We start from the raw sequence: 16922 nt of genomic DNA on the forward strand, positions 1-16922 counted from the left end.
ACCCACCCCGCACCGGCACCCAGGGCCGGGCCCGGCGCGCCGGAAGGCGGGGACGAGGGCCAGGGGGCCGCCCCGCCCCGGCCCACTGGCCCCGACCCCGTCACGCCGCACAACCCACCGGGATCCTCATGCCCTGGACCACGTCCGACCACAGCTCGTGCACGGCCAGGGCCCACAGGGCCAACGCGTCCTGCTGCGAGGGGCGTTCGGTGTGGCGGGCGAGGAGCTTCTGGACGCGGTCGGCGCGGACCTTGCCGCCCAGGACGAGGCGTGCGGGGGAGAGGAGTTCGCGGACGGTGTCGAGCAGCGGGCCGCCCGGGGCCAGCATGGCCGCGATCGGCAGCGTGAAGGGCTGCTTGGGGCGCGTGAGGACCGCGGGCGGCAGCAGGTCCCTCCCGGCCTCGTACAGCGCCCGCTTCCCCCGCAGCGCCGCCGGCGGCAGCGAGCGCGCGTGCGCCACCACCCCCGGCTGGCAGAACGGCATCCGCGCCTCGACCGCCCACGCCATCGACAGGTGGTCCACACGCCGAAGGTGGTACGCGGGCAGCCGCCACCGCGTCTCGAACGCGGTCATCGCCGTCAGCCGGTCCGTGCCGGCGGCCTCCGACGAGCGCAGCTCCTGCTCGATCCGGTCGGCCGCCGAGCCCTGGTCGGCGATGAACGCCCGGTAGGACGACGTGTACAGGTGCTCGCGCAGCATCCGCGGCGCCGCCGACAGCGCGTCCGCGTACGCCCCCGCCCAGTCCGCGCCCTCCGGCGCGTCGAGCGCGGCGCGCATCCGCTCGTACCCGCCGAAGAGCTCGTCCGCGCCGTCCCCCGCGAGGGCGACGGTGAACCCGGCCTCCCGTACCGCCCGGAACAGGGCGTACGTGGAGAGCGCGATGGGGTCGGCGTTGGGCTGGCCGAGGTGGCGGACCGTACGGGTGAGCAGCGAGCCGAGCTCGTCGGGATCGAGCGCCACCTCGTGGTGCGTGGTGCGGGCGCGGCGGGCGACCGTACGGGCGTACGCGGCCTCGGAGTCGGGCCACTTGCCCCGGTAGGTGAGGTGGAAGGTGTGCAGCGGCGGCGCGTCGTTCTCGCGGGCGTACTCGGCGGCGAGCGCGGTGACGAGCCCGGAGTCGAGCCCGCCGCTCGTGATCGCGCAGACGGGCACCTCGGCCCGGGCGAGCCGCCGCACCTCGTGCCGCAGCACGTCCTGGGTGTCACCCACAGGGGCAGCGGTCGGGTGCGGGGCACGGCGCCGCACCACCGGTCGGCACCCCGGCCGTACGACGGCGGTGGCGCCGGGCGCCAGCACCTCGATGCCGTCGAGAGCCGTACGGGCGGAGAACGACGTACGGGTGGCGAGGACCGTGTCGAGGGAGTCCTCGCGCACGGCGATCCGTACCCCCTCGAAGGCGAGGAGCGCGGGGATCTCGGAGGCGAACCGGGTGGTGCCGTCCTCCGGATCGTGATGCCAGTGGACGGGCTTCATGCCCATGTCGTCGACGGCGAGGACGAGTTGGGGGGCGCGGCCGGGCCTGAGGTCGAGGACCGCGACGGCGAACATGCCGTCGAGGTGCTCGGCGAACGCGGGGCCGTACTCGGCGTACAGCGCGGGCAGCACGTTGCCGTCGCAGCGGTCGGGGAAGCGGTGGCCGCGTCCGGCGAGGTGCCGGCGCAGCGCCGCATGGTTGTAGATCTCGCCGTTGAGGACGGCGAGGACGCCGGGCAGGTGCGGCAGCCGGTAGGGCTGCTGCCCGCCGCAGGGGTCGGTGACGGCGAGCCGGTCGCACCCCAGTGACCAGCCGGGGCCGCTGAGCACCTCGTGCTCGTCGGGGCCGCCGTGGCGCTGGCGGGCCGACACGGCCGAGAGCTCGGCCGTGTCGGGGCGGGCCGCGTGGGCCGCGGCCCCGGCGGCGAAGGAGCCGAAAATCCTGCACATCGCGGTCACCCTCCAAGCACGTCACCCAGCAAGCTCAATGATTTGAATCTACCAAGCTTTTGAATGGCGCGTAAGTGCCATGTCCAGTTCACGCCACGACATGGCCTTGCGACGCCCCCGCCACCCCAACAGGCTTGCGGCATGGAGGACTTCGACCCCACCGATCGCACCGCCCCCGAGTCCCTGCTCGTGGTGGCCGCACACCCGGACGACATCGAGTTCTGCGTCAGCGGCACGGTCATGCAGTGGATCGAGCGCGGCACCCGCGTCACGTACTGCATCGTCACGGACGGCGACGCGGGCGGTTACGACGCACGGCTCCCGCGCCAAGCGATGGCGGACCTGCGCCGCGCCGAACAGGTCCACTCCGCCAAGCTCAGCGGCGTCGCGGACGTCCGCTTCCTCGGCTACCCCGACAGCTTCGTGGAGCCGAGCGTGGAACTCCGCCGGGACCTGTGCCGGGTCATCCGCGAGGTGCGGCCGCAGCGGGCGATCATCCCCTCCCCCGAGATCAACTGGGCGCGCGCGGCCGACCTCCACCCCGACCACCGCGCGGTCGGCGACGCCTGCCTCCGCGCGATCTACCCGGAGGCCCGCAACCCCTTCGCCCACGCCTCGCTCCTGAAGGAGGAGGGCCTGGAACCGTGGACCGTCCACGAGCTGTGGCTGATGACCGGCCCGACGCCCAATCAGTACGTGGACGTCACCCCGGTCTTCGACCGCAAGGTCGAGGCCCTGCGGATCCACACCTCCCAGACGGCCCACTTCGACGACCTGGCGGGGCTGCTACGGACCTGGCTCACCGAACACGCGACGACGGGCGGCCTGCCCCCGGGCCGCATGGCGGAGGCGTTCCAGATCGTCCACATCGACTGAGACGTGATCCGGGCTCACGCGGCGGATGGCCACCCGGCCCTGGCTAGGCGGGCACGGCCGCGTCCCGCGCCACCGAGACGATGAGTCCGCGCAGCTCCTCGATGTACCGCCGCATGTTCTTGTAGGCGACCGCCGTGTCCGGGTAGCGGCAGCAGAGGTGCAGGCCGTCATGGTGCCGGGCGACCCACACGCACACCTGGTCGCCGTACGAGACCCGGATCAGCCCGTGCGCCCTCATGTCCTGCCAGCGATCCGATCCCGGAATGCCGCGTGTGTCCACGAACGAGACGATGGAGTACAGGTCCGGAGACGTCGGCCGGAAGTCGTGGCCCAGCAGACGCAGCACGCGGGCGACGGGAATCCGGGACAGCCGCCTGTTCTTGCGCAGTTCGTCGCGGACCATCTCCAGCGCGCTGTCGAAATCCGGCGCCCCCGCGACGGGGACCTCGATCGGGGCGCCGCCCACGTACCAGCCCACCGAGTCCATCCACTCGGACTTCGCCCTGGTGTGGAAGGGCACGACGGTGCGGTACACCTGCTGCCCGCCGATCTCGTGGACGATGCGAGCGGTGGCGGCGAGAATGCCGACCAGACTTCCGCCGTACGGGCGGCAGTGCTCCTCGAAGGCCGCCGCGTCGGCGTCGTCCACGAGCATGTCGCACATGATCTTCTGGGTGGGCAGCGGCCCTTCGGGATCGAGGCCGAGGTCGACGGGGAAGGGCGGCAGCGTGCCGTCGCATGCGGCGACGAACTCACGCCAGCGGGCGACGATCGTGTGCGTGTCGTCGATCTCGTCGGCGTTCGTCCGCTCGATCGCGCAGAAGTCGACGTAGCTGGCGACCGGTGGCGTCTCCACGGCGCGGCCCTGGAGGGCGGCCTCGTACAGTTCGTGGATCTCGGCGGGGATGCGGTAGATCGAGTACGCGTCGACGTTGCTGTGGTCGAACGCCGCGTAGATGCTCGCGCCGTCCTCCCTGAGGACCGCCGCATAGATGAAGTTCGGCCAGCCGAGGGCGTCCGCCGCGACGTCGAAACGGTCCTCCAGGTACCGGATCAGCGTCGTCGCGTCGCCGAAGTCGCCGACGTCCTCGCGGTGCAGTGCGACGGCATCGGCGTCAAGCGTGAACCGCCGCATCTCGTCGCCGACCCAGCGGAAGCCGCTGCGCAGCGTCTCGTGCCGTAGGGTCCAGGTCCGCAGTGCCTCCTGGAGGGCCTCGGTGTCCACCGACCCCTGGATGTCGAACGCCGCGCCGCTCCAGGTCGGCACGAACAAGCCGTCCTCGCGTACGGAACGCGACGTTCGGATGTGTGACTCCTGCACATAGGCGGGCGGCCGGGAATCCTCCGGCAAACCGGCCGCCGCCTCGACGGTGGACGGATGCAGCGTCCACTCCACGAGCCTGCCGGGCCGGACGTCGCAACGGTGGATATCGGTCATTCGCAAGGGACTCTCCGTTCCCGGCATCGCTCGATGCCCACGGGGCCCAACGAGGGATTACTGCAAAAGAGACGCCGGGCGGCGCCAGGGACCTCAACGGCTCAACGGCCGCCGTCGGTCGCGTGTGCGGCGCCGACTACGGCCCGGCACCCGGGGCGGGTGCCGGGCCGGGGCGAGTGGATCACGCGGCGCGCCTGATCCACCTCTGGAGCGCGATGTGGGTGCTGTCGTCCAGGGCGCACAGCGCCTCGATGGCAGCGAGGTCACCCGGCAGCGGTGCGATACCGGCCGTGGTGAGGGCGGCATGCAGCTCAAGCCGTCGCCGGTCCGCCGGCTCCAGCGGCATGGGCAGCCGGCTGCCGGGCGCGGGCGGCGGCAGCGGGTAGTCGCCGGCGACCAGGACGTCGTCCTCGTCCAGGTCGTCGAGGACGATCCCGCGGAAACGATAGGCGTCGAACTCCGTCCGCCCCGTGGGGCTCATCGGAAGTGTCTGCAGCCCGGTCATGAGTGCCTCCTCAGTTGTCGTGCCACTGAGGAGGAGGAGAGCGCGGGGGCCGGGAGCAGTTCCGGTACGCCCTGTTCTCCACCCGAATGCCCCCAATCGCATCTCGTCACACATGAGATGATCGGCGGGCCCGGTGAGGCGGCCGACCGTGACATCGCCGGCCATGACGCTGAGTCGGGCGGCCGCGGCCTCGTCGACCTTGACCGTGGCCTGCTGCCCCTCGAAGACGAGGGCGAGCAGCACGAACACGCCCGCCACCGCCTCCACACCCCTCGGGGCCGCCGTTCCACTTCCACTCTTCAGCGCGCCGCACAGCCCCACGAACCCCAGTACGGCCAACTGCAAGGGACAGCCACCCACGCGCCGAGTACCAGTGGGACGGGGTGCTACCCGTGAGGACGGTGCTGATCGAATGGCCCGCCGGCCAAGCTGTCCCGACCGGATACTGGATCACCAACCTGCCCGTCGGCACCCCCGCCGCCGACCTCGTGCGGTGGGCGAAGATGCGCTGGCGGATCGAGCACGACTACCGCGAACCGGTGCTGGACCGGAACATGCACCACCTGCGGACGCCCCCTGCCCCGCAACAGAACCAGACTCAGAACCTAACGAAGCACTACTAGCCGAGCTCGCTCAGGAAAACCAGGTCCTTGCTCGCCGAGGCGACGGCCTTTCCGTCGGGGCTGAAGGCCACGGCCCACACCACCGTCCCCTGGCCGTGGACGGTCTCCTTCTGGGCGAGGCTCTCGGCGTCCCACAGGTAGGAATTGTTGTCCCGGCCGCCGCTCAGCAGCGTCTTGCCGTCGAGGGCGAACGCGAGGTCATCGAGGCGGGTGTCACCCGCGATCGGGGCGAAACGTGCGGCTCGCGACGGTCCACATCTCGAACGACGACTGCCTCGCGACGGCGAGCTTCCGGCCGTCGGGGCTGAACTCCACCGCGTGCACAGGGCCCTTGGCCGCGAGTTGAGAGTCCTCGAGTTCGACCGGGGCGCTACCGAGCGGGACATCGGTCAGGGTGAGGCGCTGGTCGTAGCTGCCGACCGCGAGGGTCTTCGCATCCGCGCTGAGCGCCATCGCGGTCACCCCCAGCCCATATCCGTCGAGCGTCGCCCTGACGAGGCGGGTCTGCATGTCCCAGAGCCAGACCTTGGTGGTCTTCTCGCCCGCGGACGCCAGCGTCTCCCCCGAGATCAACTGGGCGCGCGCGGCCGACCTCCACCCCGACCACCGCGCGGTCGGCGACGCCTGCCTCCGCGCGATCTACCCGGAGGCCCGCAACCCCTTCGCCCACGCCTCGCTCCTGAAGGAGGAGGGCCTGGAACCGTGGACCGTCCACGAGCTGTGGCTGATGACCGGCCCGACGCCCAATCAGTACGTGGACGTCACCCCGGTCTTCGACCGCAAGGTCGAAGCCCTGCGGATCCACACCTCCCAGACGGCCCACTTCGACGACCTGGCAGGCCTGCTACGGACCTGGCTCACCGAACACGCGACGACGGGCGGCCTGCCCCCGGGCCGCATGGCGGAGGCGTTCCAGATCGTCCACATCGACTGAGACGGCGCTGGACGGCCGAGTGGCCCTGCCCGGTCGTGCCGGGCAGGGCCACTCGTCACTCGTCACTCGTCACTCGTCACTCGACCACTCGCGGTGCGAGCGCTAGTTGTCGAGCGTCACACGCTCCGTCTCCGTGTAGTCGATGCGGGTCTGCGCACCGGTCGTCTGCGGATAGCGGATGTACGCCGAACCCGCTCCGGTGTTCGGACCGCCGGGCACGTTCTGCAACTGGTCCTGGGGCGAGCCGCCGCGGACGATCAGCTGGTCACCCTGCGGGGGCGCGGCCGGGGACGGCTGACCTCCGTTGACGGACAGCAGGGCGCTGACCGTGTCCATGGCGGTGATGTCCACGACGTCCTGGCCGGCCCGCGCGTCGACGCCGATCCGCTCGGTCTCAGCGGTGTTGATCTCCAGGCCGAGCAGGTCCTGTACTCCGAGCAGGGTCAGGAGGTCCACGGTGCCGAAGATCGAGTCGGCGCCGGTGGTGCCGACGAGGGTGACCTCGTCGTCGCCACCGTCCAGATCGATCGCAAGAGGACCGGACACGGCGGTGAAGTTGATCACCTGTGCGGAGTTCGTCCGGGTGAGGCGTCCGGCGTCGGTGCTCGTCGGAGCGAACGTCAACGACTCGTCACCCGCCCCGCCCTGGACGGCCGCGCCGTTGCCCGCCGCATCGAGGTTCACCACGGGGATGCCCCGGATGCCGACGAAGCCGCCCGGGATGCCGGGGTAGCCGGTCACCCTCTCCTGGCCGACGTCGACCAGCAGGTCCGCGGTGGCGCCGGTCAGGGTGAGCGACTGGTTGGCGATGGTCACCGGAAGGGCCGGCGACAGCCCGCTCACATTGCCCGCGAGGTCCTCGAGGCGCACGGCGAAGTCGTATACACCGTCGTCGAGCGGGTCGCTGACCACCTCGTACTCACCGCCGGAGGTGACGGTGTCCTTGCCGACCACGTCCGTGTCCGCGAGGAGCCGCACCAGTGTGTTGGGCTCGACGCCCGAGCCCTTGAAGGCGGGTGTGGTGGTCGTGGTGATGTTGTCGATGTCGTTGCCGCCCGTGTCGCTCGACGCCAGCAGGTCGGGGGCGGTGGCCGGGGCGGCCGGCGCGGTCGTGTCCAGCGTGACCGCCAGACGGTGTGCGCTCTCCTTGCCGGAACCGGTGACGTGTGAGAGGCCGGCGGCCGGGTCATCGGACGGGTCGACGATGATCACCTCCGCGGTGATCAGGTTCTCCCCCTCCTGAAGGACGGGGTCCAGGTCGATCTCGTACATGCCGGGCTTGGTGACCGGGTTCACCGGCGTGGCGAAGCCGACCCGCTGTCCTTCGCGCTCCACGGCCACCTTGAAGCCGGGGAGGTCGTCCACGAGGGTGGCGGTGGGGTTCGGCGGGGACAAGGGGATGCCGGCTGCCCGCAGCTCGGAGTCGTCGACGCGGAGGAGGAGGTTCGGGCCGACGACGTTGGTGACGTCGTCGTTGTCGAACCGGCCCGAGTCGGAGTCCCGCCTGAGGTCGAGACCGAAGGGCTCGGGGGCCTCGCGGTTGGCGATGGCGAGGTCGTAGGCGGCTTGCGGCGGGTCGGTCGGCGAGGCGTCGCCCGGCAGGGTCGGGTCGTTGACGCCGGCGTCGCTGACCACGATGAAGTACGGCTCGTCCTTGACGACCGGGATCGCGAGCCTACGGGTCGAGCTGCCCGGCCTGGTGGTCGCGAGGGTCCCGGCGGCGACCGGGCGGCGGAACTTGTCGTACGCGCGGACCTGGAGCCCGGAGATCTCCTCGTTGAAGGCGATCTCGGCGGTCAGGTGACCGGTGTGGCGGGGCTGGACGCGGAAGAAGTCGACGTCGGTCGCGGTGTGCAGGGTGAGCCGGCGCTTGTTGAACCGGTCGTCCGAGCCGAGTCCGGCGGCCACAGCGGCGTCGATGGACTCGTTCGGCTCGTACTCGTCGGGGAAGGCCCCGAGCACCGAGAGCGTGTCGAAGTAGGTGGTCTGGTTGCCCGCGGCCGTGTTTCCGCCGGTCGGCGGGGTCTGGTTGCCGGTCCAGGAGGCGTAGCCGATCCCGTCGACGGTCCACACGCCGTTGTACTCGCCGATGCGCGTGGTCGGCGTGGCGAGCGGGTCGCCACAGTTGAAGCGGCAGGGGGCGTTGAGGTCGGGGTCGAAGGGGGCGTCGCTGATCCTGAAGTCCTGCGACCAGGTCTGTCCGCCGTCCCGGCTCGCGGTGCCGTAGAGCTCGAGCAGGAAGTTGTTGTTCCCGTTCCGCTGTCCGCCGCGGTTGTCGTACCAGTGGGTGACGATGTTCCCGTCCTGGTCGATGTGCGCAGTGGGCATCACGGCGAGGGTCTGCCCCGGCCCGTGGTCGACCCGGGTGGGCGTCCCGAAGGAGACGCCGTTGTCGGTGGAGCGGGCGATGCGTACGTCACCGTCGTCGCCGTTCCCGAAGTTGTCGTTGGGGTCGTCGTTGGCGACGACGTAGACGTTGCCGGGCCGGGCCGGGTCGGGCAGCACCCACGGCTGCATCGAACCCTGGAGCCAGAAGTCGGTGCCCGGTACGTCATTGGCGCCGTCCTGCACGTTGCAGGTGACGGTCGCCTGTCCAACCCCGAACGCCGCGGTCCGCTGCGGGACGGTGCCGGCGGCGAAGTCGGCCCCGCCGGAGCCGTCACGGAGCACCTGTACGGAGCCCTGGCCCGGCGCCCCGTCGGTCCCCTCGTCGCAGATGTCGGCGTGGTAGGCGACGTAGAGGTCGCCGTTCTGGGCGACGGCCGCGTGGGAGGGCCAGCTGTCGTCGTCCGCGGCCACGGAGAGGGTGGTCGGGGCGGACCAGTTCGCGCCGGCGTTGACGGAGCGGGAGAACTGGATCTGGAACGGGTTGCCGAGGTCCGACCAGACGATGTAGAGGTTGTCCCGGTAGGGGCTGGTGGGGTTGGCGTCGGCCACCAGCCACTGCTTGTCCTGGTTGTTCGGGCTGTTCGCGCTCACCTGGACGGGGGTGTACGTCTGGTTCCCGGTCGTCGTCAGGTCGTTGATCCGGGCCACTCCTACGCCGAAGCGGTTGGGGGTGGAGTTGAAGTCCTGCGACAGATGGGTGACGAACAGACGCCCCTGTGAGTCGAAGGCGAGGGACGGGTCACCGAAGCAGGTGGCGGCCGTCGTCGTCCGCGTGATGGGGAAGCCGTTCTGGCCGTAGTTGTTGTCGATGAAGACGGTGCATCCCCGCATCACGGCGACCTGTGAGGGCCTTCGGGGATTGGCTGTGGCGTTGTGCGGCTCGAAGCCGGTGGTGGCGATCTGCTGGTCGTCGCCCGCCCACGCGGGCGACGACCCGGCGAACACGAGTGTCTGCAGTACGAGGAGAATGCTGCCCACGAAGGTGAGGGCACGCCGTCGACCTGGGGTGGTCAGCATGCGGTCGCCTCTCTGGTTCTACTCATCCCGCTCCTTGGGGGGTGGCCCGGCCACCGCGGCTGGGTCCCGGCGGCCTGTGTCTCACGCCAGCCGACTGTGACACCGCGCGTCCGCCGCCCCCGGGCTCCCCCGGACCAGGTCACGCGAATTCACCAGGACACCCGCGAGAAGCACCCGCCCGGAGCACGGCACAGCCCCTCTGACGGCCGATCAGCGCGAGGGCGCCGAGACCGGCGAGAGCGGTGGCGGTGTGACGTGCGACGCTCCAGCACGTCTGTTCGTTGTCCATCGGGGTGGGCCACGATGTCGGCCGTACGATCCGAGATCGACCCGTTTTCCGGCCATTGGGTGATCGCGCGGCCGAGTCGCAGGCACGGAGCCACCCGGACCCTGTAAGCGATGGACGATGAACCAGCCCACACCGTCCGGCCGGCCCCCGAACCGGGTGATGAAGTTCCTCAGCCACCCGGGCTGGGCCGGGACCGGTGTCATCGTGGCCGTCGTCGCGACCGTCATCGGCATCATCTTGGGCATGCCGGAAGGAGGAGACAAGGGCGACGGCGGCGACGGCACCCGCCCCCGCCCCACCTCGGCCCCACCCTCTCCGAGCCTGCCGCCGACGACCACCGACCGTGCCACCACCGGAAGATGGCGCGGCTCCCGTGGCGACATCACGGTGACCGTGAGCCGGGCCGAGAAGACCTGGGACGACTATCTTCTGCTGTACGTACGGGTCGACAACAAGGCCCCCGAAACCCGCACCCTCCCCGTCACCGGAGGCAACGCCCAGGCCGTGGACGACCTGGACCACACCTACACCCCCTCCGATGCCGCCGGAGAGACCGTATGGCCGGGCACCGCGCCCGCGCGCGGCTCCTTCGCGGGCGTGATCCGCTTCCGCGAACAGACCGCCCCTGCCGCCACCTCGGTGACCCTCACCTTCAAGGCCATCCTCGGCTTCGGCACCCCCACCCCCGCCGAGGGCGTGACGGTGGCCGGGATCGCGCTCCCCGCCTGATCAGGCGAGTTACGCGGGAGGAATCGGAACACCGTGTTGCCCGTGGGGGATCCGGATCGGTCACCGCGACCCGCGTCCGCCTGCCCGGTGCCGCCACGACCCGTACGGTGACCGGGGTCCCCTCCCCCACGTGCAGGATGACGTTCGTCAGCAACTCGCTGACAGTGAGCCGGAGATCGTCCCCCTGGACCATCCTCCGCACCTCCGCCACCTCTTGGGGAGCGCCGGCACCTCCACGGTGAACGGCAGGATCACCCGTCCGCCGCCTTCCGCAGGACGTCGACCAGTTGGCGTGCGGTCGCCGCAGTGCTGTTGCCGAGCGCGACCAACGGCGGCCGCACCGACCGCCCCGCGAGTGCGAGCGGATCGACGCCGAGCGAGGGCACGGCCCCGTCCTCCTCCCCGCCGCCGCCTGGACCTCCTTCGTTCAGGGCCTCAAGGGAGGGCGGCGGCCACGTCCATGCCAAGACCGGGGAAGCGGCGCCGGAGTTCGACGGTGGCTGCAGGGGGCAACTGCCGCCCTCGTCAGGGTGTTCGATACGGTGGCGCACCCCCCACGCGTGATCCATGCGGGCAATCCCCTGTGCCCGCTTGCAGATGGAGTGAAATGAAACGACCTATTTGGTCCGCGGTCGTCACGGCGGTGACGGCCGTGACTCTCGGCGCGATACCCGCCCACGCCGCTGCGGTGAGCGCCGAAACAGCGCCCCCCACGGCTCCCCCCACGGCAGCCGACCCCATCGACCCCGCCCTCGAGGACCGGGTCGCAGACGGCGGCACGGTCCGCGTCAACGTCGTCACCAGGAGCCGTGCGGACCTGCCCGCCGCCGCCCGTGCCGGCACGACGGGCAAGGCCCTCCAGACTCTGTCCGCGGTGCCCGTGACCACGCTGCGCGTGGACAAGGCCGGTCTGGAGGAGCTGGCCGCCCAGCCCGGTGTCGTGAGCGTCACCGAGGACGTGGCCGTACCTCCCACCCTGGATTCGAGCGTTCCGGTCATCGGCGCGGACAAGACCGCCGCCGCGGGCCAGACCGGCACCGGCAACGCCGTGGCCATTCTCGACACGGGTGTCGCCGTCAAGCACCCCTTCCTCGGCAACCGGGTGATCGCCGAGGCCTGCTTCTCGACCAACGACTCCGCCAACGGCGTCGTCAGCCTCTGCCCCAACGGCACCGAGACGCAGGAGGGGCCGGGCTCGGCCGACGCGGAGAGCGGCCCCTGCGCGACGAGCGGCCTGTGCAACCACGGCACGCACGTCGCCGGAATCGCCGCGGGTAACGGGCAGGGCCTGACCGGCGCGCCCAAGGCCGGTGTCGCGCCCGGCGCCGACATCATCGCCATCCAGGTGTTCAGCAAGTTCACCACCGAGGCGTCCTGCGGCGTCGGCAAGGCGCCGTGTGTGCGCACGTACAGCAGCGACCAGCTCGCGGGCCTGGAGAAGGTGCTGCAGCTGCGTCAGGCCGGGACGCCGGTCGTGGCGGCCAACATGAGCCTGGGCGGCAGCCAGCACACGACGCACTGCGACACCGACTCCCGCAAGCTGGTCATCGACAACCTGCGCGCCGCCGGCGTCGCCACGGTGATCTCCGCCGGCAACGACGCGTACGAGAACGCGGTGGGCGCCCCCGGCTGCATCTCCTCGGCCATCACGGTGGGCAGCACCAGCGACACCGACGCGCTCTCCTCCTTCACCAACCGGGGCCCGCTGCTTGACGTGTTCGCGCCCGGCAGCAGCGTCGTCTCCTCGGTTCCCGGCGGCGCCTACGCCAACTACCAGGGCACGTCGATGGCCGCCCCGCACGTGGCGGGCGCCTTCGCGGTGCTGAAGCAGGTGTACCCGCGGGCGAGCGTCGCCGAGCTGGAGACGCTCCTGGAGACCACCGGCAAGCCCGTCTCGTACTCGACCGGCACCACTCCGCGTATCCGGCTCGACCTGGCGCGGGCGCCGCAGATCACGGACTTCAACTGCGACGCCGTGGAGGACACCGCCGTCGGCGCACCGAAGACGACCGTGGGCGGCGACGCCAACGCCGGTGTCGTCCGCGTGGTCTACGGCGGCGGCAAGGGCACCGCCGAGATCAACCAGGACCTCGCCGCCATCTCCGAGGGCGCCGAGCCGAGCGACTGGTTCGGCGAGACCCTCGCCACCTTCGACTACGACCAGGACGGCTGCACCGACCTCCTGGTGGGCGTCCCGGCCGAGGACGTCGGCACGAACACCGACGCCGGTTCCGCCCAGATCTTCTACGGCGCCACCGGCGGCCTGTCCACCGGCAAGGCCCCGCTCAACCTCGTCCAGGGCACCGGCGCAGGCTCGATCCTGAACTCCGCCCCCGAGGCCGGCGACCGCTTCGGCGCCTCCGTGGCCGCGGGCCGCACCAACGGCGGTGAGCCGTACCTGGTGATCGGCGTGCCCGGCGAGGACCTGGGCACCGTCTCCGACGCGGGCAGCGCCCACTACCTGCGCGGCAGCACCAACGTCGCCATCCACCAGGACAAGCCGGGCATGGGCGGCACCGCCGAGGCGGGTGACAAGTTCGGCTCCGCCGTCGCGGCATCCGCCAATCACATCGTGGTGGGCGCACCGGGCGAGGCGATCGGCACCCTGGCCAACGCGGGCGGTGTGCAGATCCTCAAGCACGACCTGAACGCCGACGGCATCCCGACCCCGATCCAGGGCATCAGCCAGGACGACGACTTCGTGTCCGGCGCGGCCGAGGCGGGCGACCAGTTCGGCGCGTCCGTGGCGGCTGTCGCGTACGCCCCCTCCGCTACGGCCGCCTCGACCGACACCGTCTTCGCGGTGGGCTCCCCGGGTGAGGCCCTGACGGTCGGCACCAGCACCGTCAGCCAGGCCGGCGCCGTCCAGACCTTCCGGGTCACCGAGGCCGGTGCGGTCACCCAGGCCGCCAACTTCAACGCCGAGGTCGTGAACGTGCAGGGCTCGGCCGAGGCCGGCGACAAGTTCGGCCAGAAGGTCGCCCTCGCCAACCTGGCGCCGCACGATCCCAGCACCGCGAGCACCCTCGTCCTCGCGGTCGGCATCCCTGGTGAGGACGTCGGCACCGTCGCCGACGCGGGCTCGGTCCAGACCTTCTACCCGTTCGGTGCCCCCGGGGACACCGACTACTGGATCGAGGCCGGCAACGCCTCCGGCCTGGGCGGCACCCCGACCGCCGGCCACGCCATCGGCAACTACCTCGGCGCCACGGCCTCCCGGCTCTACATCGGCGTGCCCAACACCACTCCGTACGGCGCCGTGTACGACCTGCCCTGGAGCAATTCCACCGGCGGCCGCACCGGCACGGTCGGCACGGTCACCGCTCTCCAGCCCGGCCAGAACGGCCTCCCGGCGTCGGGCGGCGGCTTCGGCTGGGCCATCGGCTGATCGCGCGAGCGATCCGGCCATGACCGGACCCGCCTGAAAAGTGCGGCCCCGGAGGACTCCCCTCCGGGGCCGCACCCGTTTCGGCGGCGGTCGCGGGCTGCGACCGTATCCCTCCCTCCAGTCCGGTGATGGCCGTGATATCCCGTCATTTCCGAGTTCATCCCAAGTAAAGGGCATGTCAAATCCCCTGGTAATGCATGGTGTTGGACGGGTGTTCGTCCAGTGGGACCGCCCCGCACTCGGCAAGGGACGGGGACGGCACAGGAAGCCGACCCCGGCAGAGGAACAGGACCAGTAGGAGCAGACTGCCGGATTCACTCGCACCCCGACCGCCTGTGAGGGATGCGCGGTTGAGCCAACGCGTCTGCGAGCTGACTCAAGGCCCGGATGCACAGCAATGTGGCGATGTCCTTGTCGACAGCATCGGGGGGCGAGGCCCCTAATGGCCAACTGCGCGACCATCAGGTCGAAGAACCCGACGATGAGCTCGCGACCCGCGATGAGCTTGCGAAGTTCGGATTGCCGCTTGAACCGGTCGGCGTTCGCCTTGAGCCATCTCTGTAGCTCGCGTTCGAATTCCGCTCGCTGTTCCTGCCGGGCCTCCAGAGACTTCAGGTCGTATCCCTGTGCCACCAGTTTGGCTGCTTCGTCATCGTCGGGGCCAGCCAGCACTGGGCGTTCGGCCTCCCCCTGGAGCATGGACATCAGAGCGCGGAACTCCGTAGTGCCGATCCGCTCTTCCAGCTCGGCGGTGGCATCACCCCGGGGGCTGCGGACCGACAGCTTTCCGGGCATGCCGAGCGCGTGGCCGAAGCCGATCTCCACCAGGCTCATCGGAGCCGGGGCCACGGCGGACGGGCCGAACAGCGACGTGAGCGCAGCATCGATCTCCCGCTCCAGCACTGCACTGGGCGGCCGGAGGGCGGCGTACCCGGTGAGCTCTTCCATCACGGAGGTCACGTCCTGGCGCTGCTTGGGGTCCTCCACGCGTCCGAGTTCCATGTAGAGCTCGGTCGACAGTACGAACAGGCCCCTTTGACCCCGGACTGCATCGCGGCAGACCTCCAAGGCCGTGCAGTACGCCGCACCAGCGGCCAGGCCCCGTAACCCCTACGGCCGCCCCCGTACCGAGTACGGCCCGGCACCCGGGGCGGGTGCCGGGCCGGGCCGGGGGGGGGGGGGGGGGGGGGGGTCCCCCCCCCCCGGCAGCCCGTGGTTTGTTTTTTCCCCCCTCACCCCCCCCCCCCCCCCCCCCCCCCCCCCCCCCCCCCCCCCCCCCCCCCCCCCCCCCCCCCCCCCCCCCCCCCCCCCCCCCCCCCCCCCCGGGCCGGTGGATCAGGCGGCGCGCCTGATCCACCGCTGGAGCGCGATGTGGGTGCTGTCGTCCAGCGCGCACAGCGCCTCAATGGCGTCGAGGTCACCCGGCAGCGGCGCGATACCGGCCGTGGTGAGAGCGGCGTGCAGCTCCAGGCGGCGGCGGTCCGCCGGCTCCAGCGGCATGGGCAGCCGGCTGCCGGCCGCCGGCGGCGGCAGCGGGTAGTCGCCGGCCGCCAGGACGTCGTCCTGGTCCAGGTCGTCGATGACGATCCCGCGGAAGCGGTAGGTGTCGAACTCCGTCCGCCCCGTCGGGGTCATGGGGAAGGTCTGCAGCCCGGTCATGAGTGCCTCCTCAGTTGTCGTGCCACTGGGGAGAAGGAGTGCGGCGAGGCCGGGATCAGTTGCGGTACGCCCTGTTCTCCACCCGAATGTCCCCTATGCCATCTGGTCACACCTGTGATGAACCGACGCGCGCGCCGCTCCGGCCGCAGGGCCCCAAGGCTCCGCGGACCCTACGATCGGGGCATGTCCAAGCTCTCCCTCTGGTCGCGGGACTCCGTGCTGTCGATCGGGTCCGTGGGGTCCGTGCTCTCCATCGGGTCCGTCGGGTCCGTGCTCTCCGTCGGGTCGATCGGCTCCGCCGTCTCCGTGGCGTCCGTCGGTTCCTGGCTGAGCGCCGGGTCCCTGCTGTCCGCCCAGTCCTGCTGGTCGGTCATGTCCTGGCGCTCCCGCAGGGGTGTCATGGCGGCCGGCGCGGTCGCGGTGCTGGCGACGGCGGCCCTGGTGACCGTCCGCGGGAGAGGGGAGACGGGAACGCCATGACCCATCCGCTGCCGACGCGCGCCCTCACCCGAGAAGCCGCGCGGGCCCGGCAGCTCCTGGCCGCCGGGGAGTGGCGTCCCGCCGCGTCGGACGCCGAGGCGGCGGCGGCCGTCCTGGCCCGCCTCACCGCCCCGCTCCCGACCGAGCGGGCCACGGACCGGGACCGACGGCTCCAGCGCATCCTGCGCACCACCCTGCACCACCTCGACGCGGGCGCCGTCAGCCCGCCCACCGTCGCTCTCCTGGCCGCCGTCGCCCGCGCCCTCCTGCCCTGGCACGCCCACCCGAACCCGCCCGCCGCGGCGGCAGCCCCGCGCTACGCATCGGAGGGGGTACCGCCGACCGACGCGGGCGAGGCCCTGCTCCCCGGTCTGATCACGCTGTTCACCGCCGTGGCCGCGCCCACCCCGCCCGGGACCGTCCCGCTCACGCCCGCGGCCGTGCCCTGGCAGGTCACGTACACGGGCCGGTTCCGTCGTCACGGCAGGCCCGCCCCCGGGGTGTGGACGGCCGAGACCGTCGGCTGCGCGAGGTGCGGAGGAACGGCCGGTCCGTGGACGGTGACCTGCGACTGGCGCCTGATCTCGCTGGGCTGCCCGTGTGGGGTGGTGACCCACGAGCACGGCCTCGCCTTCTCCGAGGTCTGGCTCCTCCTGCCGGACTCATGAGGCG

General features: G+C 71.5%; 14 protein-coding genes and 1 pseudogene. 7 read left to right on the forward strand and 8 right to left on the reverse strand.

Going from position 1 to position 16922, the window contains the following annotated elements; translation table 11 throughout:
* Positions 1–100: 100 nt before the first annotated feature.
* The gene (asnB, locus tag ACZ4VI_RS05575) at positions 101–1924 is read right to left on the reverse strand and encodes an asparagine synthase (glutamine-hydrolyzing) (RefSeq protein WP_467996886.1); all 1824 of its coding nucleotides are present in this window, start codon (positions 1922–1924) and stop codon (positions 101–103) included.
* A gap of 141 nt (positions 1925–2065) precedes the next feature.
* On the opposite strand from asnB, the gene ACZ4VI_RS05580 reads away from it, so the two are divergent.
* Positions 2066–2800 (forward strand): PIG-L deacetylase family protein, encoded by a 735-nt coding sequence (locus ACZ4VI_RS05580; protein ID WP_467996888.1) that lies wholly within the window; start codon positions 2066–2068, stop codon positions 2798–2800.
* A 43-nt stretch (positions 2801–2843) separates the two neighbouring features.
* Here the strand turns inward: ACZ4VI_RS05580 and ACZ4VI_RS05585 are convergent, their stop codons facing one another.
* Both ACZ4VI_RS05585 and ACZ4VI_RS05590 read right to left on the reverse strand, forming a co-directional pair.
* On the reverse strand, positions 2844–4238 hold the full coding sequence (locus ACZ4VI_RS05585) for a condensation domain-containing protein (protein WP_467996890.1): 1395 nt from the start codon (positions 4236–4238) through the stop codon (positions 2844–2846).
* A 181-nt stretch (positions 4239–4419) separates the two neighbouring features.
* Complete coding sequence (locus ACZ4VI_RS05590) at positions 4420–5088, reverse strand: hypothetical protein (protein WP_467996891.1); 669 nt, start codon at positions 5086–5088, stop codon at positions 4420–4422.
* A gap of 26 nt (positions 5089–5114) precedes the next feature.
* Between ACZ4VI_RS05590 and ACZ4VI_RS05595 the strand changes: the two are divergent.
* Positions 5115–5279, forward strand: a pseudogene (locus tag ACZ4VI_RS05595) (IS701 family transposase); the annotation flags it as partial.
* Between the two features lie 83 nt (positions 5280–5362).
* On the opposite strand, the gene ACZ4VI_RS05600 reads toward ACZ4VI_RS05595, so the two are convergent.
* Positions 5363–5692 (reverse strand): WD40 repeat domain-containing protein, encoded by a 330-nt coding sequence (locus ACZ4VI_RS05600; RefSeq protein WP_467997272.1) that lies wholly within the window; start codon positions 5690–5692, stop codon positions 5363–5365.
* On the reverse strand, positions 5580–5876 hold the full coding sequence (locus ACZ4VI_RS05605) for a WD40 repeat domain-containing protein (RefSeq protein ID WP_467996893.1): 297 nt from the start codon (positions 5874–5876) through the stop codon (positions 5580–5582). The genes ACZ4VI_RS05600 and ACZ4VI_RS05605 overlap by 113 nt, the downstream gene beginning before the upstream one ends.
* Between ACZ4VI_RS05605 and ACZ4VI_RS05610 the strand changes: the two genes are divergently transcribed.
* Entirely contained in the window at positions 5875–6300 is a 426-nt protein-coding gene (locus ACZ4VI_RS05610; protein ID WP_467996895.1) for a PIG-L deacetylase family protein, read from the forward strand. The two genes, ACZ4VI_RS05605 and ACZ4VI_RS05610, sit on opposite strands and share 2 nt — an antisense overlap.
* 102 nt (positions 6301–6402) lie before the next feature.
* On the opposite strand, the gene ACZ4VI_RS05615 is transcribed toward ACZ4VI_RS05610, so the two are convergent.
* A complete protein-coding gene (locus ACZ4VI_RS05615; RefSeq protein WP_467996896.1) occupies positions 6403–9666 on the reverse strand; it encodes an Ig-like domain-containing protein in 3264 nt (1087 codons plus the stop codon).
* Positions 9667–10111: 445 nt separating this feature from the next.
* Here ACZ4VI_RS05615 and ACZ4VI_RS05620 point away from each other — a divergent pair, with 445 nt between their 5' ends.
* Positions 10112–10723 (forward strand): hypothetical protein, encoded by a 612-nt coding sequence (locus ACZ4VI_RS05620; RefSeq protein WP_467996898.1) that lies wholly within the window; start codon positions 10112–10114, stop codon positions 10721–10723.
* A gap of 251 nt (positions 10724–10974) precedes the next feature.
* On the opposite strand, the gene ACZ4VI_RS05625 is transcribed toward ACZ4VI_RS05620, so the two are convergent.
* The gene (locus ACZ4VI_RS05625; protein ID WP_467996899.1) at positions 10975–11109 is read right to left on the reverse strand and encodes a hypothetical protein; all 135 of its coding nucleotides are present in this window, start codon (positions 11107–11109) and stop codon (positions 10975–10977) included.
* Positions 11110–11330: 221 nt separating this feature from the next.
* Here ACZ4VI_RS05625 and ACZ4VI_RS05630 point away from each other — a divergent pair, with 221 nt between their 5' ends.
* Complete coding sequence (locus ACZ4VI_RS05630) at positions 11331–14111, forward strand: S8 family peptidase (RefSeq protein WP_467996901.1); 2781 nt, start codon at positions 11331–11333, stop codon at positions 14109–14111.
* A 1335-nt stretch (positions 14112–15446) separates the two neighbouring features.
* Here the strand turns inward: ACZ4VI_RS05630 and ACZ4VI_RS05635 are convergent.
* Complete coding sequence (locus ACZ4VI_RS05635) at positions 15447–15770, reverse strand: hypothetical protein (protein ID WP_467996902.1); 324 nt, start codon at positions 15768–15770, stop codon at positions 15447–15449.
* Between the two features lie 183 nt (positions 15771–15953).
* Here ACZ4VI_RS05635 and ACZ4VI_RS05640 point away from each other — a divergent pair, with 183 nt between their 5' ends.
* Together ACZ4VI_RS05640 and ACZ4VI_RS05645 are read left to right on the forward strand one after the other, a co-directional pair.
* On the forward strand, positions 15954–16250 hold the full coding sequence (locus tag ACZ4VI_RS05640; RefSeq protein ID WP_467996904.1) for a hypothetical protein: 297 nt from the start codon (positions 15954–15956) through the stop codon (positions 16248–16250).
* The gene (locus ACZ4VI_RS05645; protein ID WP_467996905.1) at positions 16247–16918 is read left to right on the forward strand and encodes a hypothetical protein; all 672 of its coding nucleotides are present in this window, start codon (positions 16247–16249) and stop codon (positions 16916–16918) included. The genes ACZ4VI_RS05640 and ACZ4VI_RS05645 overlap by 4 nt, the downstream gene beginning before the upstream one ends.
* Positions 16919–16922 lie beyond the last annotated feature (4 nt).

Source organism: Streptomyces sp. NPDC029169, from assembly GCF_055563935.1.